We start from the raw sequence: 26122 nt of genomic DNA, 5'->3' as shown, positions 1-26122 counted from the left end.
GGTTTTCCTTTGAGCATAGATAAAGCGCTAGCCAACAATATCATTGATGAAACCTTATGGTTTAAAACCACTTTGGCAGCCACATTAAGTGAGTTTAATTATTACTTAATTAAGAAGAATGGCCAAATTAGCTGTAATTTTTCATCCCTGTGTGATGATCATTACAGCAGACTCTATACGCAGTTTACCGCCATGTCGTTGCAACATAGCCTTGCTGAAATAATGCCATTAAATGATGATGGCAAGACATGTTGGGCGCTGCCCTTTGGTAAAGAATCGAGCTTATTTGATTGTATCATTTTGCTCGATTTACCTGCCGGCGTTGAGTCGCATCATGTTAGTGCCTTGTATTTCAAGCTACTGTACCAGTTAAAAAGTTTTCAATTTTCAGAAGCCTCTTCACAGCTTAATGCTGCTCAAGTGTGGATCCGCGACGAAATAGATGAGATTTCGCGCTTGCAACAGCTAATGTTGCCAGACAAAGGTATCGAACTCAGTTCGGTCAAAATGGCTTATACCTATAAAGCGATGAAAGGCGCCGGAGGCGATTATCTAGATATTGTCGATTTGGGTAAAAGTCGCCCGGACGTCCGAGGCGATGTAGGAATGATTATTGCTGACGTATCGGGTCACGGCCCCGCCGCGGCAGTAGAAACCGCCATGATAGACGCCATACTGCGCACCTTTGAGCCAAAAGATTTAAACAGCAGTTCTTCTGAAGTCCTCAATTATATCAATCAACATTTTTTCACTAAAAAGCCTCGCGGCAGTTTTCTAACCGCGACAGTGTTACGTTATAATTTCAAAGAAAAAGAACTTATTTATGCTAATGCCGGTCATCCCCACGCGTATTTGAAAAAAGCCAATAGACTCGTCGCCCTAGATCAAGGCGGCATTCCCATTGGCGTGCTGCGTGAACAAAATTGGGATACCTATAGTGTCAGCGTAGATGTAGGTGATATTTTGTTTGTGTATACCGATGTGGTTATCGAAACGCAAAATGCTCAAAAAGAGTTATTCGGTTTCGATCGTTTAGAAAAAGCCATCAGTGCTGCGCCCGATCAACCCGAGGCGATGCTGGAATATCTTGAGCAGCAAATGAAACTGTTTTGCGGTTATTCAGAATTTCAGGATGATTTGACCATGTGTGCTATCCAGTTTATTTAAGTTCAACTCGGGTTAGGGGACGGGATGCTGGATAATAAATACGATTTGGGATATGAGATAAAGTCGAGGAGAATAAACTGATAGCACTCAGTCTATTTTCAAGCTCGATATGTCAAACAATCAAACAATCAAACAATCAAACAATCAAAAGTATTGGCCGTTAATTCTGTCGACATGATACTCATCGCAGTAACAACATGGTTAACCAAACTGCGCTAAAGGTAACGTCCAATCCAGAGTTCTTTAGCCCAGCTTCAGTGCCACGGTATTCACAGCACTTCACTCAAGATTTGAATCAGGTTGGGATGACGTATTTTTTATGTAAACTACCGATCTAGCCCCACTCTTAAAGATTACTAAAAAGCCCTGACTGAATAGTCAGGGCTTTCTTATACTTTCTTATACTCTGTTATATTTGTTGGGCTCTTAAGCGGTTAACGCTTCAGCTGGGCCGAAGAATTCATAATGAATTTGGCTTTCTGGTACACCTAAGCTGGTGGCGATGGCCAATGCTGCTTTCATAAAACCAGTAGGGCCAAGCAGATAGAATTCTACATCGCGGTCTGCGGGTAGCTGCTCTGCAATCATTGAGGCATCAATAAACCCAGTCGCATGAGGTTGGCAATGAGGTTCTGGTTGACTGTAAACATACAGCGGCTTGATATGTTCATGGACAGAGGCCAGTTGGTCAACATGTTGTTTAAAGGCGTGCACATCACTATTAAGGGCCGCATGAATAAAGCGAATATCACGGCCTGAACCGGCTTCAGTATTGAGCATACTGATCGCAGGAGTAATGCCCACACCGCCAGTCAATAAAATTAACGGTTTGGTGTTTTTACGTAAGGTGAAATCGCCACTGGGTGCACGTAATTTTACTTTATCGCCTAACTGAATCTTGTCATGTAAGTGATTTGATACCACACCATTGGGTTCACGTTTGACACTAATTCTTAAGTGATCTTTACCGGCCGCGTCAGACAAGCTGTAGTTACGACGCATCGGTATTCCGCCGATATCATCAAATACCAGCGTCAGGAATTGTCCCGCTTCAAAGCTTGGAATGCCGTTGTCATCTTGTGGTTGAAAGTAAAATGAGCTGATTACTGAGCTTTCATCCACGCGTTTGACTAAAATAAACTCTCGCTCGCCACGCCAACCACCTGGCTGTTGCTCTTTAGCAGTATAAATTGACTCTTCTGCGGCAATCAAAATGTTGGCTAATTGGCCATAAGCTTTGGCCCAAGCGTCCATCACTTCATCTGTCGCAGCATCACCGAGTACGGCTTTAATGGCTTGTAATAAACAACTGCCAACAGCGTCATATTGTTCAGGTAAAATGCCTAATGCAACATGCTTTTGAACGATTTTACTGACCGCTTCGCTTAGGTTTCCCAATTCATCAATATTGGCGCCATAAGCAATAACCGCATTTGCCAGTGCTTTAGGCTGAGTGCCTTTGCCTTGGTTCGTTTTATTGAAAAATGGCAATACTTCTGGATACTGGGCAAACAGTAATGGGTAAAAATGGCTAGTGATGTCATTAGCGTAAATTTGCAGAGCCGGAACGGTGGCTTTAATGATTTGAACAGTTGCAGTGTCTAACATTAATGATTTCCTTTAGGGAGTAAAATAGCGATAAGCTTCAATCAATTACCTTGTCTATCCAGACACTGCACAGAACACGCCAATATTTATCCACCTGATTTATAAGGTGTAATTTTGTTAAGGGTTAATTTGACCTAGATCAATATATGTGTCAAATTAACCTAAATTGGGTTAATTTGACTTATTATGAATATTGCTCCCTTTATAGACATTGTAGAAGACTTAAATCGTGATCTTGTAAAATCTGAACGTTACTTGCGCCTGATTTTGGCGATTCAACGCGCGATACCATGTGATGTGGTGGCCTTGTTGAAGCTTAAACACGATCATTTGGTGCCTGTTGCGGTCGTAGGCCTTAAACAAGAGGCACTCGCGCGGCAATTTGCCATTAGTCATCATCCACGCTTACAGCAAATTTTAGCTAATCCACACATTACTCGCTTTGATGCTGAGTCGACACTGCCCGATCCCTACGACGGTTTAGTCGATGATGACAGTGAACAATTGCATGTCCATGACTGCATGGGCAGCACTATTTACATCGATGGTAAACCTTGGGGCGTGCTGACCTTAGATGCGATGCAAGCGGGTAGCTTTGATACGCTTAACCCAACAGAAACCCGTGCTTATATTGCCGCAGTGGCCGCTGCGATTAATACCAGTGAACATATTGAAGCGTTAGAAGTTAAAGTTGAGCGCAACCATCAAGTGGCGCAATACATGCTAGCGACCACGGGACCGTCGAGTATTATTGGTAACAGTGTCGCGGTCCGGGATTTATTGTCAGAGATAAATACTGTTGCCAGCAGTGATCTATCGGTATTAATTACTGGTGAAACCGGTGTGGGTAAAGAGCTGGTTGCCAAAAGCATTCATCAGCAATCACGTCGAAGTGAGCAACCGCTAGTGCAAATTAACTGTGCTGCATTGCCTGAAAACATCGTCGAAAGTGAACTCTTTGGCCATGTAAAAGGCGCATATTCTGGGGCAGTAAGTGATCGTCGTGGCCGTTTTGAACTGGCAGATGGTGGTACGTTATTTTTAGATGAAGTGGGTGAGTTGCCACTAGCGGTACAAGCTAAATTACTGCGTACTTTACAAAATGGTGAGATCCAGCGCGTCGGCAGTGACGATACCATTGTTGTTGATGTCAGGATTGTGGCGGCAACCAATCGTAATTTACAGTTAGAAGTTAAAGAAGGCCGCTTTAGGGCTGACTTATACCATCGCTTGAGTGTGTATCCTTTGCCTGTACCGCCATTGCGTGATCGCGGTAAAGACGTTATTTTACTGGCGGGCTATTTTCTAGAGAAAAATCAACATCAGCTTGGGGTGACTAAACTCAGGCTGCAACAAACCGCGATTGATCAGTTAACCCAATACCATTGGCCCGGCAATGTGCGCGAGTTAGAACACGTACTAAGCCGTGCGGCGCTTCGTGCCACTAGCGAGCAAGGTCGTCATGCCAGCATTATTAGTATCAGTCGTGTTCATCTCGGTTCCGAGTTTTCCCCGAGTCATTCTGCCGCATCAGCGATAGCCGAGGTTGATAACATCAGCGACAATCATTCAACTATCGAGTTATCACAGGTGTTAACCCTAGGATTACGTGATTCAACCGATGAGTACCAGCGGCAAGTGATCCAGACAGTATTAGCGGCCGAACGAGGTAATTTAGCCGCCGTTGCTAGGTGTTTAAAGCTGGATAGAAGTAATTTAATTCGTACCATGCAGCGCTTAGGGCTTGATCCTAACGCTGCGTATTAATCGTAAAAGAGCTACAAAATCGGCCAGATTATTTGGCAAAATTATTTTTTATGTTTTGTCAGAAATTTATGTCGATAATTTCAGGTCAATATAAGTTGGATTAAGTTAGCTCAACTAGAGTCTTCTAAAGGATAGGTGTGATGCAAAAAGATAATTTAGGCAAGGTCGCATTAGTGGTTGCATTGGTCGCAGTGGGGATAGCGGCTTTAATGGTGTTTGGATCGTCAATGGGATTGTGGGAACCCATCGTCGGCTTTATGGCCAGCCGTAATTACAATAACCTGTTGGGTTATGTGATAGTGGTTTTTTCGGTGCTGGCATTAGTCACCAGCTTTAGTGCTAAAAGTAGTGCTAAGCAAGACAGTCGCGCTAAGGGCAAAGGCATATTAACCTCGACAATAGCGTTATTACTGGGTTTAGCTATATTGTCGCCGCGCATTATGGCGTTGGTTATCGAACCGGTGAAATATCCACCCATTCACGATATTACTACCAATACTCAATCACCACCGCAGTTTGAGTTTTTAACTGACAACCGGATTGGAGCGAGAAATAGTTTGGTTTATGGTGGAGAAGAGATTGCCGCGCAGCAACTAAAAGCTTTCCCCACTATTGGGCCTATAGCATCAGACTTATCGGTTGAAGCGGCTTATCAAAAAGCATTAACTGTCGCGAAAACTATGGGTTGGACGATTGTCCATCAAGACCCAAAAGCACTGCGCTTTGAAAGTACGGCCACAACGCCTTTTTTCAATTTTGCTGACGATGTTGTGGTTGTTGTATCTACATTTGAACAGGGCAGTCGCATTGATTTACGCAGCGTGTCACGGATTGGTATTGGCGATGCGGGCGTCAACGCGAAACGCATTCAAGAATTTAGTCAGCGATTCTCAAGATGATTTAAACGGTAGATTGTTACTCGGGAAGGGAGCATGAAAATGCTCCTTTTTTGTAGGTTTGATTAATGGGGTTTAACATAAAGATAAAATGAAATAGAGTCCGCATTCTGACATTGTATTGTGCATAGAATATACTTTAATGCTAAGGCATTTATGGACAAAAGTGCATTAGATCTCATACTCAAAATCCTATAATTCACACTACGATAAGTATGGTAAAACTCTAAAGCTTAAGCCTGCTGGATGGTATTTACTGAAAAAGGGATGGATCGACGTTCACTCTCGAAACAAAGAAGCTAACCAGAAATGTAACTTAGGATTTGCATTGCAGTAAGTCCTCGACGCAAGCATTCTGCTTCGCTTATTGCCTAAAATCGTGGTCAAATTGAGTTAACCATAGATATCATGGTTAACATTTAATTTGGATTAATGGGCATTAGAACGCCATATCTTTTAATGTCTAAATGGTTGGTTTTTATTTTTTATTGGCAGAGATTTTGTTCCAGTAATTTATTTTTTTCGCCTGCTTTCCAGCCTGTTTCAGTTAAGAATAAAGCAAAGAGAGCAAATAGAATTGGAGCGAAACATGTCAACGACAAGGCGGTCTTGAGACCATAGAGAGAGCCCAGCCAGCCTGTCAGAGCGCCGCCAACAGCACCTCCTAAACCACTCAATGAAAAGATAAACCCAGTCCCCATTGATACCGCGCGAGGAGACATGCCTGTCTTATAAAGTGTCGTTAACGCTAGAGGAACAAAGTTGTATGCGGCATACCCAGTGACAAAAGAGACTAAGGACAGTACTGTAATATTGTCGGACAACATCAAGCCATAGTACGAGAAAGGCAATACTACGCCGGAAGCAACAATAAGTGGCTTGTCATAGCCCCATGTTTGCGCAATTACAGGTGAAACTAAGCAAGCAATAGCAGAGCCAATAGGTATAAAACCAAGGATCATGCCCGCTTCCGCGGTTGATAATCCAATATTTTCAACCGCGTAGGTGGCCCAGAATGTGTATATTGCAATCCACGTTAACGACGTTGCAGGCCAGGCCAAAGCCAGAAGCCAGGTATTTTTATAAGCCAATGCCTCTTTCAGAGGCTGGAGTATAGGCACTTTTTCATAATGGGTTGATTGCCAAGGTTGATTGCACTCTTTCGCCACAAACATCCAAACGAACGCAAGCAAAAAAGCAAAGACCCCCATAGCTACCATGACTTCACGCCAGCCTGCCATCATAGCCAAAAACATCGGAAATGCGGCAGTTCCCAGAAGCTGTCCTGCAGGACCGGTAAACATTTCTATGCCGTTCACTGCACCCATTTTTTCTGTTGGGATCCACTGGATCTTAAACACAACCAACACAGAAACAATTCCTGCCGTTACCCCCATCACAAGCAGTCGACCAACAAACAGCATAAATGTGTTTGTTGCAAAACCTTGCAGAAACATACCAATGCCGAGAAGAACAAAAATGCTAAGCAAAACTATCTTCGGTTTTCCTTTACTGATCAGGCAAGTAATTGGAATGGTTAAAAGTCCCTTACCAATCCAGGCTATTGCACTCAGATACCCCGCGGTCTGCAGATCAAAGCCAATATCAGATCTCATATCAGGTAAGATCACACCAAAGGCAAAGTTTGTTAAATTAGCGACCATAAAGGCTAACCATGCTATCCATAAGATAGACCAGCCTCGGACAGGTATTTTACCCCCTCTGTTCATTGCCTCTGTTTCCCTTAGTCAATATTCAAATTAAACAGTCTGTAATGGTCAAGTTATTTTGGCCAATATGCTATAAATCAATCAGTCACTGATTCGGTGTTTATCATTAGATATAATGATGTCACTAGCAATAGCGCGTCACTCACTTTGGTCGGATAAGCGGCACCTGTTACCAAGTGCCGCTCTCCTAAGAACCGTACGTGCAACTTTCACTGCATACGGCTCAAGCCTCCACTAAGGCGTACTATGTTACCCGGTAACCACAGGGGTTACCTTTGCAATACTCACTCGAAGCTTTGATACTTTCTGCTCCATGACTTTCCAATCTTTGGATTATCGTTGAGCAAAGCAAGGAGAGGCACTAACTTCAATCGAAGTCATCATTTGCGTTTCTCCATTAACAAAGTTCTTTTAATTTTCTTGCAACGGGAGACCAGCTGGAAGTGGGCCCACTTTCGTGCCAGACATAAGTCTGTATCTGCATCATTACAATGCAGCATTAGCTTTCTCCAGCCTCCTTTACCTGCATCACTATCGGCTCTCTTTGCAGAGAGCTTTCCCATTAGGAGCGATACAGGCTTACCGTGTTCCGTATGAAGCGTAATGTCAGTTTAGATGCCCACTATAATGCGGAGAGCGTGTTGATCACGAAAGAATACACGCAAACTTCTTTCCTACTCTCGTTGCCTTTTGGCCACAGCGTGTAAACCACTTCCGCTGCTTGTGAAATTACGCATATTATATGGATTCACTTTCATTCATCTTACTGACTCCCTAGCACTCACCCAATTTGTGGTTATCAGGAGGAACGTCCTCTCACGATTATTTTCCCGTCTATTTAAAATAGACTTCGTTACATTGTCAGGCTCGCTTCTTTATTCAGAGCCATAGGGTCATCTGGTGATACAGATGGTCCTCTCTTTGGGTCGGAGGACAGCGATCAATACGACTTCACGTCGCACTTCGTGGATTCACATATGTTCATCATACTGACTCCCTAGCACTCACCCGATTGTGGTTATCAGGAAGAACGTCCTCTCACGATTCTGTTCCCGTCCAATGGACTTCGTTACATTGTCTGGCTCGCTACTTTATTCAGAGCCATAGGGTCATCTGGTGATACAGATGGTTCACTCTTATCGTGGTGAACAACGCTTCATACGACTTCACGTCGCACGGGCATGAACGTGTTAGTTGTTGTTTTGCTCATTTTAGTCAATTCGATATCATCAGTATTCCATCGGTTAAAAATATCCCAAATAGAATCCTTGAGGCATTCAAGTTCGGTGAGCTTTATGTTTAATCTACTTACAGGATTGATTACTCATACATTTCCCTCTACATAACAAACATACACATTCCTCACCATGAAATAATAGACCTATACCGCGCTTCGGTTAATGAGCGGGATGAGTAATGATTTGCGGGGAACTGACATCAATCGTTAAATACGCATCTTAAATCAATCAACTCACTGAGAGTACGCTGGAGATAAGTGCATTTATGTGAAAATTTGTGTATAGAAATTCGCCTATAAAAAAAGCCACAGCAATGAACTGTGGCTTACTGATACTAGCGAGTCAGTTAATTCTAAATCGATTAGTTCTTCTTAGAATATTTCGCTGCTTCTTCACCCGCTAAACGACCAAAGGTGACGATGTCTGAAATGGCGTTACCACCTAAGCGGTTTGCACCATGAACACCACCGGTTACTTCACCAGCGCCATATAGGCCAGGAATAACTTGCTTCTTAGCATCCATGACTTCTGCTTTAGTATCGATCATCACACCACCCATGGTGTGGTGAACACCAGGTGTTACTTCGATCGCGTAGTAGTTACCTTCGTTTAGTGCACGAGGTAAGTTTGGACGCTCAAAATCAGTGTCTTTACCGCTAGCGACTAAGCTGTTGTAACGCGCAACGGTTTCAGTCAACGCTTTACCGTCAATGCCTTCCATCTTGCCTAACTTAACTAAAGTATCCGCAGAAGGTGCAACACCTAAACCAATATACTTATCAATTTTAGACAGTGATTTACGAACAGAATCTTCGAAGATTAAAAACGCTGATTTGCCGGTTTGCCCCAAGATAGCCGCAGACGCTTTATCACGTGTAGTGATTTCGTTTACGAAACGCTTACCTTCACGGTTAACCAAAATAGCACCATTACCACGAACCGCTTCAGTGACCATTACGCCACCTTTAACAGATAGGGTTGGGTGAGCTTGGATATACTGCATGTCTTTCAATGCTGCGCCCGCATTTTCGGCAACATCAAGACCATCACCTACCGCACCAGGTTGGTTAGTAGAGATAAAGCCTTTTAGCTTAGGATCAAGCTTAGCGACACGTTCGTTATTTTTAGCGAAACCACCGGTTGCTAATACTACAGCATCCGCTTTCACCCAGTAGTAGCCTTTGTACATACCCTTAACGAGGATACCTTTGACATTACCACTGTCATCTTTAAGGATTTCGATACCACGAGTGTTCATGCGTATGTCGATATTGCGTTTCACGGCATTATCATAAAGCACTTGAACAATATGAGCACCAACACCAGCACCACCAGTTGGACGGTGTGCACGGTTAGCAGATGCGCCGCCCATACGACCGACATCATTTAAATCGGCGCCCATTGCGGTCATCCAATTAACAGAGTCTTTAGAGTGCGAGGTTAAGATTTTAACCAATGCAGGATCGTTTAGGTTACGGCCACCTTTCATGGTGTCTTTGTACATTAATTCAGGGCTATCAGTAATGTCTTTCGCTTTTTGTTGATCAGTCCAAGCAGCGTTCATGCCACCTGCGGCCAATTTAGCGTTACCACCGATAACCGGCTCTTTCTCAATAATAATGACTTTAGCGTCATTATCATATGCAGAGATTGCCGCAGAGAAGCCTGCGCCGCCAGAACCGACAACAATGACGTCAACGGTATCTTGAGGTGCGCTAGCAAGGGCTGCTTGACGTTCTGATTTATCTTTGGCCAATTCTGCAATAGTCGGTTCGTCACGTTGCCATTTTTTAGCATATGGCATGTTGAAATCGAAGCTGTGGCACGAGTCGCAGTACACCATAGATTTTTCGTGAGCGCTGTGACATGTGGTACATGATACATCGCCAGGAAAATGCGAGTCATGAGCATTGTAATGTTCATGCTTAGTGGTTTCAGCCACTTCTGCTAGTGTTCCATGACAAGAAACACATTGGGCATTTTCATAAGTTAAGCTGTCATTTGATAGTTCACCATCTGGTGTATGGCAGCTGTCACATTCTTGGTTTTGAGCGTGGAATTCGGCTAAGTCATCAGCCGCAACTGCATTGCCCATTAGACCTGCTGTGCCCATTAATGTGGCTAGACAGACTGCAAGTTTCATCTTTTTCATTTTTGCTCCCCCCTCTACATTTAATGACGCTTAGTCGATTAACTATAGAAGTACTCTCATTATTTTATTAAGGTTGAAGTGGTGTTCACTTTCAAAAGTATCGGCAAAACTCATCTCGATTTTATCGGCGATTACTTTTACTCGATTTAATCTTCACCTATGACACTAAGGCCAGCAATAAGATAATCAACAGGGGGGTCAGAAATGTTTCCTCAATCACAAGCAAAAAAATTAACTATGCAAAGATGCATAGTTATAAAGGGGTATATGCGATTTTGCATAGCCTATGTAGAGATAGATCACAGTCTCTAAATATCATCGAAAAAGCTACTTAACGATCTGCTAATTCGCGTAATGCTGCACAGTTTAAGCTGCGGGTGGTGTGTATCATCGCAACATGAGATTTTTATTGCTATTACTTATCATCCTCTCCTTACCTGTGCTCGCTCAAGAAAGCATTGTCTTTGGGGTACACTCAAAAACGGCGCCATTAGAATGGCGTAAAAATGGTGTCGATCAAGGCTTTAATGTCGAGTTGATGAATCGAATCGGTCAGCTCACTAATAAGCGCATCATCGTTCGGCGTAAAAGTTTTCAGCAATTAGTAAAAGATGTTCATAATCCTAACAGTGATATCGATGTGATTGCTGTGGTTAGCCCAGTCAATTTGGACCGCAAGTTAAGCCAATCCGATCCTATCTATGCCACCCATGCTAGAGCCTATACCTTGCAGGGCAAGGCGTTAATAAACAATTGGGCTGATCTCGTTGGTAAGCGTGTTGCCATCAAAATAGGGGCTTTTGTCGATGTATACCTGTCAGGCTATCCGCAAAATTTCGAACGCGTGGATGTCGATCTCTATGAGACAGGCTTTCAACAACTGATTAGCAACCAAGCCGACGTGGTTATTGCTGAAAGCTTTGTTGCGCGGCGTTTACTCCCTTTGTATCCATCGGTTCGCAGTTCAAGTGATGCACTGATCTACGGTGACTTTAATTTTGTTGGTAATGTTAAGAAAACATTATTAATGTACAAAATCAACGAGGCGCTTAGGCAACTAAAACTATCAGGTGAATACGACAAACTAGTCAATAAATGGTTTGGTATTGGGCGAGAGAAAGTGGATTTAACCTCTAATGAACAGCGAATGCTTTCAGTCGCGATGTTGGTCGCGCTTGTCTGTGCAGTAGGCATGGTATACACCGGGTTTATTAGTGCCAGTTTGCGCCGCCACACTAAGGCGCTCGATGCCGAATTAATTCAACGCCGGCGCATTGAAGCTGAGATATTTGAACTGTCGAAACAGTTTCAGTCTGTTCTCGATGGGATCCCCAATGGCGTGACCATAGTAAACCAGGACCTCCAGCATTTATGGAGTAACGATAACAATATTCACCTGTTAGATTCAGATGAGTTTTACTATGTCGACAACGATGTTTTTAAGCTTAAAGGCGCAGTATTAGACGTGTTATCGACCCAAAAGTCGTTTACTGCCGATATGCGGTATCAGCAGCAGTGTTGGCAATTACAAATTCATCCTATTGCCGCAGATCAGGTGGTGATCCTGCTTGAAGAATCAACCGAGCAGCATCACCTGCGACAAGCCAATGAAGAAGCCAGCCGCCTAGCCTCACTAGGAGAACTGTCTGCCGGTATTGCTCACGAAATCAATAATCCAACGGGTCTTATCGTACATGCAGTAGCACTATTTACTTCTGCAATGAAAGACTTAACACCAGCAGCTAGGCATTATCAGAAACAAAACCCCTTCTGGCTTATTGCAGGGCTAAACCCAGACATTGCTATAGAAGAATTACAGTATAGTTGTGGCTCTATTGAAGAGGGCGCCAAACGTATCAGCCGTATCGTTAATGATCTTAAACGTTATGCCATGCCTCATATTGCCAATGAATATACCCAAGTTTGCCTAAATGATGTGGTGCAAGTGGCACTTCGCCTAACCGCGAGTCAAACTAAATTCCATCAGATCACTCCCACGCTGTGTGAACCAAGCCCCAAAATTGAGGGTGATGCTCAGCAGTTACATCAAGTATTAATTAACCTCATTCAAAATGCTTGTCATGCCTGTTCTGAGCAATCGGGATCAATAGTGATAGAGACCCATGTTGAAGGTGATAAGGCTATTTTGAGTATCACCGACAATGGCTGCGGGATGGATAGCGCCACATTAACGCGTATAACAGAGCCCTTTTTCACCACCAGGCGAAACGAAGGGGGCAGTGGGCTAGGATTATCGGTCTGCAGCAAAATTATAAAAGAGCATCAAGGCGAAATGCAGATGCTGTCGAGTGTAGGTAAAGGCACCCGAATTCGCCTAACCTTTGCATTGGAATCACAGGATTAGAAAATGAAACTAGCCAGAAATATTCTTTTAGTCGACGATGAAGCCGCTTGGTTAAGAACGTTAGCGGTCACCCTTAATCGTCTGGTTCCTGAAGCTGATATTGACAGCTGCGTTGATAGTCGCCAAGTGAAGAATAGATTACAAGTTGGCGACTATGCGCTAGTGTTACTCGATCTCACCATGCCATTTCACTCTGGCGAAGAGTTATTAGCGATGATCCGTAGTGATTTCCCCAACACCCGAGTCATTATTGTGACGGGTGTTAACGAAGTCGACACCGCAGTACGTTGCATTAAAAAAGGCGCCTATGACTACTTTATTAAAACCGACAATGTCGATGACCTCGGGCATACAGTGCGCCGAGCACTGGAAGTCGTCGGGCTGGAAAGAAACTACCTCTATATCAAAGAGAAATTTTTAAGTCGTACTTTAGACACCCCGCAAGCGTTCAATAATATTTTAACTTGCGAGCCACAGCTACTGGATCAGTTCCGCTATCTCGAAGCCGTCTCATGCAGTCCTGAGCCCTTATTAATTTATGGCGCTAGCGGCACAGGTAAAAGCGAATTTGCCAAATCTTGCCATACACTTTATAGCCCTAACGAACCGTTCATCAGTCTCAACCTCGCGGGCATTAGTAGCGAGTTCTTCGAGCAGAAAATGTGTGGTCAACTGTATCATCACAGTAATGGTGAATTAGACGCGGTTGTAGGCTTACTGCATCAAGTCGGTAGCGGGGTGATCTATCTTAACGAGATAGGAGCCCTGCCGCTAAACGCACAAGTTAGACTATTAGAGTTTTTAGAGACCAAACAATATTACCCCTTAGGAAGCGACACAGCCTACCCAGTAAAATGTAAGTTTGTGGTCTCAACTCAAGATGATTTACGTAAACTTCACCAAGCGGGTGAGTTTAGGAGCGATCTACTCTACCGTTTACGCGCCCATAAAATTAAATTACCGCCATTAGCGGCCCGGCAACTCGATATCGCTATGTTGATCAATCATTTCATCGCCCTAGCGGCAGCAGAAATGAATTTACCCGCACCGATCCAACCCGCAGACTTGGCGCCTAGCTTAGCCGGTTATGACTTTCCCGGTAATCTACATGAGCTAAAAGGGATGGTATTCGATGCGGTAAGTAGAAGTGATGGTATCGCGCTTAACACTTCTGCTTTTATGGAAGCGATTAATGAACACAAATTATTGACTGAAGGCCCTCAAGATCTCATCATCTTCCCTAAGGTGTTGCCAACACTCGCGCAGATGAATCAAGCCTTAATGGATGAAGCGATGAGCCGCACAGCCAACAATCAAACTGCCGCTGCGCAGGTGCTTGGGATCAGTCAAAGTGCATTGAGTCGACGACTCAAAGGACATTAGCGCTGAATGTGCAGCAGTTTAGTTAACATGTATAAATAGTGGTGATTGAGTGCAGGTCTTGTAATATGTTAACGATACATATTTCAACATTAGTATTAGTGCTACACAAAAGCTTGTTAATGCCATTGTGCGGCCTTAAAAGCTGGCTAAACAATAGCCAATGTAATACACCAATTAATGCTTTTTACGAGGTTTTGATTGATATTGGATGATCATCATTTAACTGCAGTAAGTCCCAAAGATTGCCATAGAGATCTTCAAATACTGCCACCGTGCCATAATCTTGTTCTTGTGGCGGCCTAACGAACTTTATCCCGTCTGCTACCATGCGGTGATAGTCTCGCCAAAAATCATCGGTGTTCAAAAAAAGAAAAACACGTCCGCCAGTTTGGTTACCGATAACATCATTCTGCTCCGGCTTCGATGCCCGTGCTAACAGTAACGACACTCCGCTTGAACCTGGAGGGGAAACAACTACCCAACGTTTGTCCTGTTCTGCTTGATAGGTATCTTCGATTAACTCAAATTTCAATTTATTGACATAAAAATCGATAGCTTCATCATAATCTCTCACGACTAAAGCAATGTGAACTATTGATTGTTTCATTGTTATTCCATTGAATTTATTATCGTATTTCTAATAGATGTTCTCGTGTAAAAGTTTCACTAGACATTATTGATTTCAATCATGTTTTTCATTTTGAACTTTAGCATGTTATTAGACTTACATCCTTGCGCGTCTTCTCTTCCTAAAGGGCATGGCGAAAGTTCACTAAATAATGCTGTATTAATACTAAATAGTCCTTTTTCTTTTTTTAACATGCCTTGCTTCTTTAAGCTTCCTAACATTAAGTCCAACTTTATGATGCTAATATGTAATATATCTGCAATCTCTTCTCGGGTTAGTTTTATATCAATGGTAAGCCACATTGATATAAATTCTGTTTTAAAAGCAACGAGAATATCAAAAAGAAACTTAATGAGTTTATCTTCTGGTGAAGAGGTTAATAAGAAAATAGCCAGTGCAGTTTGTCTTTCAGTAAAATAGTTTGCATCAAACATAAAACGAGTAAAAAGCTCAATATCTTCTTTTATTAGGTTTTTTATCAACGATTTTTCAACAATCGTTATCTGACTGTCTCTTGCGACCTTAATGCTTTTACAGCAAGTACAATTATTCTCTAATAGTAAATGATAATCAGTCAATCTATGTGGGATAATGACATTTACAAATTTAGGTTTGGTATAGTTGTTTGTTCGTTTTATATAAAATATCAAGCCTGTATTTAAATAGATAAAATTGTTAAGTAGGATGCTTTTTGGGATTAAATCACCTTTGCTTAAGGTTATTAGTTCACCCTTTTCTTTAATGAAACGCATTATGTCGGGTTTAACTATATCAGGAAAGAATATAGTAGATTTACCTTTCATTTCAGGGCTTAAGGACATAACGCGAGCCATATAAATACACCTTAATGTTTAATTATCATTACATAAATTACCAATCGCATATGTACCAGTATAAACCCAAACCGCATAGAACAAGTTTAAATTCTATACATATTGATATTGTGTGGTGCTAGTCACATGTTTTTCTAAGTTGTGATTAGCACAGCTAATAATTAACAAATACCATTAGTTTTATTTTTTGTTAAGTTAATCACATGTTATTTACCATTATCTATACCTGTATAAAGGTTTTTGGGTGGATGATTTGGTTAAATTAGCTCAAGGAATTTGAAGGTGCTAACAAAATATTAAGTAGAGCCCCCGACTGGTTAACATTGTTTGGCTTCGATAGTGATGCAATAAAATAAGTTTATGATTTTATTTTCTAAAATAAATATAAAAACTTATTTTAAAGAAGTAATTATTTTACAGGTAATAAAATGAAAGTAAAAATTTCAGATTTTGGGAGGTATTTAAAAATGAGATCTATCTATCAACTAGCCATACTCATAGGTTGCGGATTATTCGTAATGCAAAGTTCTCATGCGTTACCTTGGGACGATTTAACCACAGAACAATTAGAAATACAGCTACAACAAAAGTTTGATGAGGGGAAATATTCTTCTAAAGGGGCAGATTCCTGCCTTATGTGTCATAAAAAAAATGAACAGGTGATGGACTTATTTAAGGGCACCCATGGAAAAGTTATTTCCGAGGATTCCCCAATGGCAGGTTTGCAATGCGAAGCATGTCATGGCCCTCAAGGCCAGCATAACCGAGGTGGTAAGGAGCCCATGATTGCTTTTGGTCCTCAAAGTAAGCTGCCGGCAAGTTCTCAAAACAGCGTATGTGAAGGTTGCCATAACGATGCACAGCAGATGAGTTGGCATAATAGTACTCATAATCTTGAAGAAGTTGCCTGTGTAGATTGCCATAAGATCCATGCGGCAAAAGATCCTGTTATGGATAAACTGACTATCAATGACACCTGTGTCAGCTGTCATACCAGCCAAAAAGGCGATATGAATAAGCGCTCTTCACATCCCTTGAAGTGGAACAGCATGACATGTGTTGATTGCCATTCACCTCATGGCTCAATGAGTGAGAATGCGTTAGTTAAACCCACAGTAAATGATACTTGTTATAGCTGTCATGCTGAAAAACGCGGTCCTTTCTTATGGGAACATGCGCCAGTAACTGAAAATTGCGTTACCTGTCATAACCCTCACGGCAGTGTTAATGAATCCTTAGTCAAGCATCGTGCACCGCAATTATGTCAGCAATGTCATGCTAATGATGGACATGCTAGTCGAGTCGTCGCTGAGTCAGGTATTGATGCTTTTGGTGGCGGTAAAAGTTGCCTGAATTGCCATAGTCAAATTCATGGTTCAAATCATCCCTCAGGCAGCTTGCTGCAACGCTAATGGAGAGCAAGATTATGTCATTCAAAATCAATCTTATTACTGTATCGATATTAGTGGCGATATCTGGGCCCAGTTTCGCAGCGAATTTTGGTGTGAACAATGCCAACACCAATAATGTAAATAGTAGCAACTATGAATGTAACCGTTGTGTTGAAAATTCAGCTTATAGCGGCAAGCTAGATGTTGCTCTTGGCTATAACGACATTGATGATATACATGCAGGTAACGCACTCGGTACTTCAGAGGATGGCGCTATTGGTTCAGTGAGCAGTGATATTCTGTTTCAAAATAAATCTGGATATCAAGCTCAATTAATCGCACATCAGTTGGGTTTCGATAATAGCTTTGCCAGTTTACAAATCGGCGATTCAGGTTTATATGAGTTGGTCTTAGATTACGCTTCAATAAAAACCATTAAAGCAGGCGATGTGAATAGTCAGCTTTGGCATAACGACGGCATGCTAACCCCAAGTGCTGATGTGAATACGTTTAACTTAGCACTAGAAAGAGAGAAGCTGGGGGTAGGGGTTGTCTATAAAAATGACGAATACAATAGTTTTGTCAGTTACAATCAAGAAGATAAAACCGGCCACCGTTCAAGCAGTATCGTGACGCCTAGCCCTATCAATATCGGCTTACCCGTTAACGCGACTACTTCGCAATGGGATGCGGGGATAGGTCTTAATGGCGATAACTGGACCACTGATCTGAGTTATTCTGGGAGCATTTACAATAATAAAATAAGTGACTTAAGCCTACCTTATTTAAATGATGTCTATGCTGCAGCTCCAGATAGTCAAGCTCATCAAATATCACTTTCTGGCAATTATCGCATTGATCAGACCGTGATGAGCGGACGTGTTGCGACTGGACGAATGATCCAAGATGAAAATTTAATTCAAATGAGTGGTAATCCACTGCAAAGCTGGGACGGTCAAGTCGATACTATCGATGGCCGGTTTGCGGTGACATCCATGCTAAGTAATCGACTTCGCTTGGGTGGGAAAATCGATTATAACAAGCGTGATAATAAGAGTTCGACTGCAGAATTTGCCCAATACAACTTCAATAGTTTAACCGGTGCGTTTAGACAAAATACGCCTTTAGATTATGAACGTAACAATTATGGTGTGAATGCGAGTTACAGAATCGCCAGCGGTTATCGTTTACAGGCAGGTTATGACAGTAAAGAAATTACTCGTAATTATAGTGAACGTGAACAAACTCAAGATGACACATTATGGGTGAAATTAAACATACGTAAGTTTGAAATGTTCAATATCAATTTAAAATCTGAGTATGCTAATAGAGATGGTTCAAAATTTGAATCAGATATTTTAACCGCATCCGAAGAAAATGCATTACTCAGAAAATATTATTTAGCTGACCGAACTCGTAATGCTTATGAATTAAAATTATCCCATACACCTAATGATTGGATGAGTGTTGATGTGACATCTCGATATGCCAAAGATGAATATAAACATACCGAAGTTGGATTATTAGATTCAGAAGATTATGGCTATGACGCCAATATAAGTATTCAGATTAGTAAAAATGTTGATACTTATGGTTTTATCGGTCAGCAATGGATTAATTCGTCTCAAGCAGGCAGTCAAGTCAGTAATTCATATTGGTATACAGATGTAGAAGATGAATTTATTAACGTTGGTGCTGGATTTAATTATAGAGGGTTAATGCAAGATAAATTAACAATAGGTATGGATTATCTATTTGCTAATTCAACGAGTAATACCAATGTGAATGTAGATAATAGTCTCCCATATGGTGATTATTACAGTTATAACCACAGTGCCAGTGTATATGCTGATTATGCATTAAATCCACAAATGGCACTTAAACTAAGTTATCGATACGAGCGTTATTACGACACCGATGCTGCATCTGTTGAGATCGCCAGTATACCCGGACTAATAACACTTCAAGATATAAACCATGACTATAACGCACACCAAGTGATGTTGTCATTTAGCTACAAATTGCATTAAACGTATCGTAAATACTACGCGAGGATATAGAAATGGAACGTAGAAATTTCTTAAAAATGAGTGCAGCAATTGGCGCTGCAGCAACTATCACTGGGTGTGAAGATAGTGCGAAAGAAATCAATGTAATACCGCCTGGAGTACCAGAAAGTTCGCTTGAACAACTTAACTGGTCTGCATGCTTGGTAAACTGTGGTTCAAATTGCCCTATTAAAGTATTCAGTAAAGACGGGGTTATCACTCGAATAGAAACTGACCATGAAACAACCGATGAATATGGTGTAAACCATCAGGCTCGAGCATGTCCACGTGGTCGTTCACTTCGTCAAAGAACCTATGCAACTGACCGACTACGTTCACCAATGAAACGTGTGGGTAAACGAGGCGAGGCAAAATTTGTCCCTATCAGTTGGGAACAAGCTTATTCAGAAATAGGCTCAAAATTACAAGCCATTAAAGATAACTACGGCCCTGAATCCATTTATATGCATTACGGTACAGGCGCTTATTATGGTTTCTCATCGAATACCGCCACCTGGGGTCGATTACTGAATTTAAATGGCGGTTTTCTAGACCATCATTGGGATTATTCATGGGCCGGTGTGTATCCAGCGTGTATGGCGACTTATGGCGATCAATGGGATAGCATTGGCGGCAGCTCATTAAGCGAAATCGTTAACTCTGATTTATTTGTTGGCTTTGGTTTTAATCCAAACGAAACACGCATGAGTGGTAGCGGTGAAGGCTATGATTTTGTTAAGTCTCTAGAAAATAATAAAAAGAATATTAAAGTCTGGATGGTAGAACCAAGATACACAGATTCAATGCGTGGCAATGAAGATGAGTGGCTTGCGATCCGCCCTGGTACTGATGCCGCGTTAATTGAAGCGGTTATTTATCAAATGATTAATAGTGGCTGGGTTGACCAAAACGCGAAACCATTTTTAGATAAATATGCTGTGGGTTATGACAAAGCATCGCTAGTCAATACTAAGGCGTCTGTTACGCTAAACGCCGATCCGTTCATTGCTTCACATGCTGAATTTATCGACCCAGACCAAAATTACCATGATTACATTATGGGCCAAGGCATATTTGAGCAAGATGGCGCTAAAACGCCAGATTGGGCTGCAGTGGTATGCGGAGTCCCAGCGTATAAAATTGAACAGTTAGCTACCGCTATGATGGCCGCTGAAGCCCCCTATATTTCTGCAGGTGCAGGTATTAGTCGACATGCCAATGGCGACCAAGCCACTAGAGCCGTTTACACCTTAGCCATTATGACCGGAAAAATAGGTCGTGCTGGTGTCAATAGTGGTGCAATGCCTTCAAGCTATAGCTTTGGTGTTGCAGGTATGCAAGCAGGTAGCAATCCAGTAGATGTTACCATCCCTGTTTTCACATGGTCTGATGCCGTTGTGCGCGGTGAAGACTTTAGCGGAACGTCAGATGGCGTTCGCTTTAAATCTAGTGGTAGCCAAGAGCGGGTTGATAACAATCCAGCTAAACTGGGTACCAATATTAAGGCTATTATCAACTGTGCGGGTAACGCTTTACTGAATCAACACTCAGACAGTAATGGCACCGCTCAAATCTTACAAGATGACAGTAAGTGTGAACTGATTATTGTCAGTGATTGCTGGATGACATCGTCAGCTAAATTTGCCGATTACTTACTGCCAGATAGCACTTGGCTAGAATCAGTAGATTATGCAAACGATTCATATGCATCTGGTCAAATGGCCTATGCAACCTTTATGAGTACCTCACTGAAGCCGTTAGGCGAATCGCAATCTATGTATGAAATCTGTGCTGGTATTGCTAACGCTATGGGTAATGGTGCTGCATACACTGAAGGGCTTACCGGTGAACAATGGTGTGAAAAGCTTTATCAAGAAACTAAGTCGATGAATGCCGATGTCGATATGCCTGATACATACCAAGAAGCCCAGAAAGTGGGGGTTTTCCGTAAATATATGTCTTCACCAGTTATCGCATTCCAATCCTATATTCAAGATCCAATTGCGAATCCAAGACCAACAATATCAGGAAAATTTGAGATTTTCTCATTATCACTGGCACGTAAAGCGGCAACCTGGTCTCTGCCTACTGGAGATGAAATTACCCCATTACCGCAATATGTTGTGACTTGGGATGGCTATCAAGATCAACAAGCTATCGATGCAGGATACCCATTGCAATTATGTGGCTACCACACTAAAGGCAGAACGCACTCAAGCTATCATAACGTGCCGTGGCTTCGTGAAGCGGTAGAAGATGCGGTATGGATGAACCCCAAAGATGCCTCTGCTCGAGGATTATCTGATGGTGATATGGTTCATGTTTATAACGGTAGAGGAACAATTGAAATGCCGATAAAACTCACGCCCAGAGTCACTCCTGGAGTATGTGCTTTAGGGCAAGGTGCTTGGTATAAACCAGATGCGAGTGGGAAAGTCGGTCCATCTGGCCATGTTGTGGATATTGGAGGCTGTATTAACACTCTGACAAAATATCATCCGTCCCCAGTATCAAAGGGAAATCCACAGCACACCAATCGTGTTCAGGTAGTCAAGGCTTGAGGGGTAAATTAAAATGACACAAGAAACTCAATTAGGATTCTATTTCGATAGCAGTAAATGTACTGGCTGTAAAACTTGCCACATAGCCTGTAAAGATCGAATGGTTGGTATAACGCGTAATAAAGATGATGTCAGCACTCAAGGTGTATCCGCATTACCCGGCATGCTATGGCGAAGAGTCTATGAATATGGCGGTGGTACGTGGGAGCAAAATAGCGATGAGAGTTATGAGCAAAATATATTTGCCTATTATGCCTCTATCGGTTGTAACCATTGTAATGAACCTGTGTGTGTAAAAGCATGTCCCACAGGAGCCATGCATAAAAGAAAAGAAGATGGTTTGGTACTGGTTCAAGAGTCGTTATGTATTGGCTGCGAAAGCTGTTCAAGAGCTTGCCCGTACGATGCGCCTCAGATTGATATTGAACGCAAAGTCATGACCAAATGTGACGGTTGTTCTGATAGGCTAGCAGAAGGTAAAAAACCGATTTGTGTTGAGTCATGCCCTTTACGAGCGCTGGACTTTGATACGATGGAAAACCTTCGCGCTAAATATGGCAACGGCGATGGCCACTTTGCTCCATTACCATCAGAATCGATTACATCGCCGAACTTAATTGTTAAGGGTTCTAGGAAAGCACAACCCGTTGGTTCGAGCATGGGTCGGATCTTAAACGTTCGAGAAGTATAAATTAGTAAATACAGGGTGTAATAATGTTATTGCACCCTTCTTTCCTAGTTAAATTTATAACCAAATGTGAATGATATGAACATTGAAAAGCTTCAAGATTTACAGGCAATTGCCAATGTATTGCATTCTGTACTGACCGTTTATCCCGAGTCGGACTTAATCAATACCTTTAAACAGCAAGATATTGTTGAAAACTGGCCTAAGTTGTTAGTCACAGATCCCGACAATAAAGGATTAACGCACCTAAAAGCTTATATTGATCAATGGACCGATAATGAAGAAGAGCTACTTAAGCTGAAACTCGAATATGGAGTACTATTCTATGGCCCTGGTACGCCTTTAGCCGCGCCTTGGGGCTCAGCCTATACAAGTTCTTCACAGTTGCTTAATGACCACAGTACCATTACTTTAAAACGGTTTTATGCCGCTAACAATATCAATATCGACATGAAAATGAATGAACCTGTCGATCATATTGGGTTAATATTTGCGGTACTGTCATTCTTATTGAACAAAGCGATTGAAGCACCACAAAATCCAAATATTCAACAAGCGATAGATGAATTACTAGAGCAACATTTGCTGCCTTGGGCTTACCGATGTCTGGAGCTCGCCTATACCCATGCTGAAACAGACTATTATAGAGGATTCTCCATTTTAGCGAGAGATTATCTGTTGTATCTTGAACAAACATTTGAACTTACACCCAAAAAAATTGCAATTTATCGGTAGGTTAATATCAATGGCATTTCTTCAATCATTAGTACAACAATGGCACAAAGCTGATTTAGGTTATAGCTTGTTGTTAAACTTTCGGCGTTCAGAAGAAATAATGCAATTATTTAATGGTGCTACTGATATTAAGACGGTAACTAACTTAATCGCCGCGTTAGTGTACTGTGAGGGTGAACCAATATGGTTAACAAAAGAGAATCAAGATACTGAAAGTCCTCTAAAAGATGAATTAGTTTTTAAATGCCTAGTCATAAACTGCCAAATTTTATTTATAAAAGTATCTCAACAAAGCAATTTAAACCAGGCAGAAAGACTCATTCTTACCCTGTCTAATGTATGGGTTAACCAAAAACGTGATGATCAAAGTAGTGATGATTTTATTAATCTTATTAAAAGAATATATGCTCAGGTTTATTCAATAGATCTAGAAAGTAGAGTTAACATTAAAAACATGAAATAAGTACTTAATTATATATATATCATCTGCAATCTGTAACAGAATTAACGCCAAAAAGATATATCCTCAAAAGTCAAAAGATAACATTAACGTTAAAAATCTGAGTAAGTTTGACTGCTATGGCAACGTTAAACATTGGAGTAAAAGTCGGCAGTTAATTTTTCAGTAACACTTAAATTATGTAATAATATCATATTGTTAAGTCTATGGCTTGCAAGTCGATAACGAGTTTATTACTCAAGCTCAATTAGGTAAAAACCATTCTCGATTAACATAAAAATATGTAGTTATATTATTTAATAAAACTAATATTCAGTTATACACTGAGGTAGTAATAATATTGCTGTTTCATATAATATTTTTTATTCAAAGGCTGACTGAATAATTAGATTTAATGTTAACAAAAAGTAATAATAATGCCTATCTAATCCGCATGCAAAGTATTAGGTCACACTAATTCATCTAGTTGCGATGTTTATCTAACAACTCACTTACCTCGTTGAGATGCTTATCTAACAACTAGAAAAAAGCTACCATTTACTGCGGTTAAGTGATCTCGATCTAAACTCTATAATACCCAAAGAAGTAATATCTTATTCGATAATTAATGAGACGACTCTCATTCATGTTTTGAAGCGTAATTTTTGATGTGTAACTCAAACTTATCTACACATTCCACCGCTCAAAAAACGGTATAACAATTTAGGCGATAACTGCCTTGAAAATACCGTTAATAAAATAATACAAATAAATCAAAGGCAAATAGATGATGAAATGTAATAAGAATGTACTCGTGATTGCAATGGCAATGGCAATGGCCGGTATCAGTGGCAGTGCCTTAGCAAGCGACACCCTTGCGGACGCATTTTCAGATGGTCAGTTTAAAGGACAAGTAAAGTCTTACTACTTCGATGAAAGCTATGACTCTAACGAAGCTGCCGACAACAACATATGGGCCAACGGTGGTTTCGTAAACTATAACACTGCTGAATTCTACGGCTTCAGTTTTGGCACCACACTACAAACTTCTCATGTGACCAGCATTGATGATCCTGCTGATAAGATGAAGACGTCTATGAATGCCCAAGGCGCCGTAATGTCGGAGTCTTATATTGGTTACAAATACAACAACACAAGCTTCAAAGGCGGTCGCCAATACATGGCACTACCTTTGATCAAAAGTTCGGGTTCGCGTTTGATTAAAGAATCTTTTGAAGCCTACTCGATTACCAATACCGATTTGCCAAATACACTCGTATCTTTAGCAAACGTAACAAAATACCAAACCCGTACGGATAAAGCTACTAAGTATACGAACGCAGCAACCTTTTTCAATGATGATGTACAGCGCGGAGATGTGGGCGGTTTCTACGATATTGGAACCGACGGTGCCGTGTCTTTATACATCAAAAATAATTCTGTTGAGAATTTAAATCTTCAAGCTCACTATGTTGATTTTATCGATGAAGTGGCGGATCTCTACGTTGATGCGACCTACACCTTTGGTGGCGAATTTCACCCATTTGTAGCTGCACAGTACTATGGCTCTAACTACGATGATGCCGCGACTGAAGATAGCTCGTTAATGGGTTATAAAGTCGGCGCATCGTTTAGCGGTTATAATGTGCACGCATCTTACACTACAGTTGATCAAGACGGTTCGGTTAATCGCGGTATTGGTGAGGCCGCCACAGCGTCATTTACCAGTTCTACGTTAACATCAGGCAACTACAATGCAGACGCTGATACTTGGCAAGTTGGTGTTGCTAAATCGTTTGCTGATTTGAAATTGAAACTGGTTCATACAGAAACAGATAACCCAATATCTAAAAATCAACTCACACAAACATACTTAGATGTTGGTTATACACTTTCTGGCGCATTCAAAGGCTGCTCGACTTCGATCCGTTACACCGTTTATGACTACGGCACTGACGCAGATGCAAAAGACAAGGGTGAGCTAAGAGCTAAGTTCTTTTACTCATTCTAAGCAATATAGACTTTAATATGTGAAAAAGAGGCCTCCTGGCCTCTTTTTTGATTGTTTCACAATAACCGCAACGCTAATTTTTTGCAGCCATTGGGTGACGAGGCTGCAGCGAAATAAATAAAGTCAGCAGCAACATAGCACAAGAAACCTACAGCCAAGCCGCTCGCAGGGCTAAGCGCCTCATACGGCCAAACTCGTAATTCCAATTTTGATAGTCATGCTTGCCGCAACATCTTTTACAGCCTTGCGACTTATATTGGCAGCAAAGATAACAAACATAAGTCATTAAATTACCCATTTGGCACTACTTTTCAAGGTTAGCAGTTGTTTTCAACGTTGCTTTCAGCTTTCTCCATTCCACATCCCCCATCCTCATCTTAACCTGTCGATCTTTATACTGGCGCTGATAGTAGCGAGGGAGTTGAGGGGCAGTACTGCCGAAAATATCAATTACACCGACTGAGAACGTCAACCGGAGGCAG

At 41.6% G+C, this 26122-nt stretch carries 17 protein-coding genes; 12 read left to right on the top strand and 5 right to left on the bottom strand.

The window, feature by feature from the left end:
* Nucleotides 1-9 precede the first annotated feature (9 nt).
* Nucleotides 10-1167, top strand: coding sequence for a PP2C family protein-serine/threonine phosphatase (locus AAEY93_RS01775; RefSeq protein WP_124014086.1), 1158 nt, complete (start codon nucleotides 10-12; stop codon nucleotides 1165-1167).
* 426 nt (nucleotides 1168-1593) lie between these two features.
* Here the strand turns inward: AAEY93_RS01775 and hmpA are convergent, their stop codons facing one another.
* Nucleotides 1594-2775, bottom strand: coding sequence for an NO-inducible flavohemoprotein (gene hmpA / locus AAEY93_RS01770; RefSeq protein ID WP_335689378.1), 1182 nt, complete (start codon nucleotides 2773-2775; stop codon nucleotides 1594-1596).
* A gap of 186 nt (nucleotides 2776-2961) precedes the next feature.
* Between hmpA and norR the strand changes: the two genes are divergently transcribed.
* Nucleotides 2962-4542 (top strand): nitric oxide reductase transcriptional regulator NorR, encoded by a 1581-nt coding sequence (norR, locus tag AAEY93_RS01765; RefSeq protein WP_101033860.1) that lies wholly within the window; start codon nucleotides 2962-2964, stop codon nucleotides 4540-4542.
* Between the two features lie 140 nt (nucleotides 4543-4682).
* Nucleotides 4683-5441, top strand: a complete 759-nt coding sequence (locus AAEY93_RS01760; protein WP_351074633.1) for a DUF1499 domain-containing protein — start codon at nucleotides 4683-4685, stop codon at nucleotides 5439-5441.
* Nucleotides 5442-5923: 482 nt separating this feature from the next.
* Here the strand turns inward: AAEY93_RS01760 and AAEY93_RS01755 are convergent, their stop codons facing one another.
* The gene (locus tag AAEY93_RS01755) at nucleotides 5924-7168 is read right to left on the bottom strand and encodes an MFS transporter (protein WP_101033862.1); all 1245 of its coding nucleotides are present in this window, start codon (nucleotides 7166-7168) and stop codon (nucleotides 5924-5926) included.
* 1599 nt (nucleotides 7169-8767) lie between these two features.
* Nucleotides 8768-10558 carry a flavocytochrome c gene (locus AAEY93_RS01750; RefSeq protein WP_124012660.1) on the bottom strand — a complete coding sequence of 597 codons (1791 nt, stop codon included), beginning with the start codon at nucleotides 10556-10558 and terminating at the stop codon, nucleotides 8768-8770.
* Nucleotides 10559-10955: 397 nt separating this feature from the next.
* Here AAEY93_RS01750 and AAEY93_RS01745 point away from each other — a divergent pair, with 397 nt between their 5' ends.
* Together AAEY93_RS01745 and AAEY93_RS01740 are read left to right on the top strand one after the other, a co-directional pair.
* Nucleotides 10956-12923: an ATP-binding protein gene (locus AAEY93_RS01745; RefSeq protein ID WP_351074630.1), complete on the top strand. Its 1968-nt coding sequence runs from the start codon at nucleotides 10956-10958 to the stop codon at nucleotides 12921-12923.
* 3 nt (nucleotides 12924-12926) lie between these two features.
* Nucleotides 12927-14306: a sigma-54-dependent transcriptional regulator gene (locus AAEY93_RS01740; protein ID WP_351074628.1), complete on the top strand. Its 1380-nt coding sequence runs from the start codon at nucleotides 12927-12929 to the stop codon at nucleotides 14304-14306.
* 184 nt (nucleotides 14307-14490) lie between these two features.
* Here AAEY93_RS01740 and AAEY93_RS01735 read toward each other — a convergent pair whose 3' ends face one another.
* Both AAEY93_RS01735 and AAEY93_RS01730 read right to left on the bottom strand, forming a co-directional pair.
* Complete coding sequence (locus AAEY93_RS01735) at nucleotides 14491-14913, bottom strand: VOC family protein (protein WP_124012657.1); 423 nt, start codon at nucleotides 14911-14913, stop codon at nucleotides 14491-14493.
* 59 nt (nucleotides 14914-14972) lie between these two features.
* The gene (locus tag AAEY93_RS01730; RefSeq protein WP_351074626.1) at nucleotides 14973-15767 is read right to left on the bottom strand and encodes a Crp/Fnr family transcriptional regulator; all 795 of its coding nucleotides are present in this window, start codon (nucleotides 15765-15767) and stop codon (nucleotides 14973-14975) included.
* 518 nt (nucleotides 15768-16285) lie between these two features.
* Between AAEY93_RS01730 and AAEY93_RS01725 the strand changes: the two genes are divergently transcribed.
* The 7 genes from AAEY93_RS01725 (at nucleotide 16286) to AAEY93_RS01695 (ending at nucleotide 25640) form a co-directional block, all read left to right on the top strand.
* Nucleotides 16286-17179 (top strand): DmsE family decaheme c-type cytochrome, encoded by an 894-nt coding sequence (locus AAEY93_RS01725; protein WP_269801262.1) that lies wholly within the window; start codon nucleotides 16286-16288, stop codon nucleotides 17177-17179.
* 14 nt (nucleotides 17180-17193) lie between these two features.
* Nucleotides 17194-19188, top strand: a complete 1995-nt coding sequence (locus AAEY93_RS01720) for an MtrB/PioB family decaheme-associated outer membrane protein (protein ID WP_124012655.1) — start codon at nucleotides 17194-17196, stop codon at nucleotides 19186-19188.
* A gap of 32 nt (nucleotides 19189-19220) precedes the next feature.
* On the top strand, nucleotides 19221-21767 hold the full coding sequence (locus tag AAEY93_RS01715; RefSeq protein ID WP_351074623.1) for a DMSO/selenate family reductase complex A subunit: 2547 nt from the start codon (nucleotides 19221-19223) through the stop codon (nucleotides 21765-21767).
* Nucleotides 21768-21780: 13 nt separating this feature from the next.
* Nucleotides 21781-22458 (top strand): DMSO/selenate family reductase complex B subunit, encoded by a 678-nt coding sequence (locus tag AAEY93_RS01710; RefSeq protein WP_101033871.1) that lies wholly within the window; start codon nucleotides 21781-21783, stop codon nucleotides 22456-22458.
* A 75-nt stretch (nucleotides 22459-22533) separates the two neighbouring features.
* Complete coding sequence (locus tag AAEY93_RS01705; RefSeq protein WP_351074621.1) at nucleotides 22534-23190, top strand: TorD/DmsD family molecular chaperone; 657 nt, start codon at nucleotides 22534-22536, stop codon at nucleotides 23188-23190.
* A 10-nt stretch (nucleotides 23191-23200) separates the two neighbouring features.
* A complete protein-coding gene (locus AAEY93_RS01700; protein WP_351074619.1) occupies nucleotides 23201-23653 on the top strand; it encodes a hypothetical protein in 453 nt (150 codons plus the stop codon).
* A gap of 763 nt (nucleotides 23654-24416) precedes the next feature.
* The gene (locus AAEY93_RS01695; RefSeq protein WP_351074617.1) at nucleotides 24417-25640 is read left to right on the top strand and encodes an OprD family porin; all 1224 of its coding nucleotides are present in this window, start codon (nucleotides 24417-24419) and stop codon (nucleotides 25638-25640) included.
* The last annotated feature ends 482 nt before the right edge of the window (nucleotides 25641-26122 follow it).

It is taken from the genome of Shewanella sp. CAL98-MNA-CIBAN-0140, assembly GCF_040309905.1.
Lineage (GTDB): Bacteria > Pseudomonadota > Gammaproteobacteria > Enterobacterales > Shewanellaceae > Shewanella > Shewanella psychromarinicola.
The sequence above is the reverse complement of the archived record's forward strand: the minus strand, read 5'-3'. Positions and strand labels throughout refer to the sequence as shown.